This window comes from Bartonella sp. PS17NMGDW (assembly GCF_042193555.1).
GTDB classification, from domain to species: domain Bacteria; phylum Pseudomonadota; class Alphaproteobacteria; order Rhizobiales; family Rhizobiaceae; genus Bartonella; species Bartonella grahamii.
Genome location: NZ_JBHILY010000073.1, coordinates 1 through 1,051 on the forward strand (window position 1 = coordinate 1; position 1,051 = coordinate 1,051).

Annotated in this window: 2 protein-coding genes; both read left to right on the forward strand. The window is 42.8% G+C overall.

Annotated features, from left to right (window positions below):
• The first annotated feature begins 197 nt into the window (after nucleotides 1–197).
• Complete coding sequence (locus tag ACFIJK_RS09305) at nucleotides 198–521, forward strand: type II toxin-antitoxin system RelE/ParE family toxin (RefSeq protein ID WP_015857128.1); 324 nt, start codon at nucleotides 198–200, stop codon at nucleotides 519–521.
• Between the two features lie 12 nt (nucleotides 522–533).
• Nucleotides 534–845 carry a DNA-binding protein gene (locus ACFIJK_RS09310; RefSeq protein WP_375627110.1) on the forward strand — a complete coding sequence of 104 codons (312 nt, stop codon included), beginning with the start codon at nucleotides 534–536 and terminating at the stop codon, nucleotides 843–845.
• Nucleotides 846–1,051: the final 206 nt, after the last annotated feature.

A 1,051-nucleotide genomic window follows, 5' to 3' on the forward strand; every position in this document is an offset into this window, starting at 1 on the left:
TGATATTTTTCGCATATGATTCTCCATAAAAAAAGCCCCGCAAAAAGCAGAGCTGGATTAAAAAATTGACATCTTTCTCATTCGGAAAGATAGCTTGGTTAAGCTTCATGTCGCTTTTTCATTGGAATAAAAGAAGATTTTTTCTCAACTTTTAATTTCTTTCTTGACAAATATTCGTTTATAAACGAATATACATCATGTTTGAAATACGTCACTACCTTACTTCTGATGGCAAAGACTTGATAGCTGATTGGCTGCGAAAGCTCCGTGATATGCAGGCTAAAACTGCAATTATTCGCCGCCTTAATCGTTTAGAGCAGGGAAACTTTGGCGATTTCAAGCCGCTTCGTGAGGGTGTTCATGAATTGCGTATTAATGTTGGTCCTGGCTACCGAGTTTATTATGTCCAATCTGGAAAGACCGTATTGTTGCTATTATGCGGTGGCAGCAAAAAAACACAAGAGACTGATATCACTCGTGCATGTGCTTGCTGGCGTGATTGGCAAAACCGTGAAGATTAAAGGAGTGCAAAAATGAAAGACCGTAACCATGATGATGCAATGGCAGAAATATTCCGTGGTGATCCTGAGTTGGCAGCAGCTACCCTTGATGCAATCCTAGCAGATGGTGATCAGGGTGAGCTGCTTGTAACTCTACGCCAAATGGCCAAAGCTTATGGTGGTGTTCAAGCTGTAGCTAAAGCAGCCAACTTGAACCCAACACAACTTTACCGTACACTTTCAGAAAAAGGTAATCCAGAGTTCCGCAGCTTGAATGCTTTACTGCGTACCATGGGGTTTCGTTTGGCTGTACAGCCTCTTGAACGACCAGTTCCACACGTGTAACTTTAGTGTCCACTCCCCACCTTTAAAGATGGGGAAGGGAGGTACTTAAGCAATCTTTTTAATGAGGGGCTCTAAATCTGGTTTATAACCTATCATGTATCCTCTTCGTCCATATGGATTACGCCGTCTCCTTCGTCGCATGCGTTTGGTGGGGCGTTTGGATCAAGGGTATCGTCCTTGTCTGGTGTTGTGTTTGCAACGTTTCC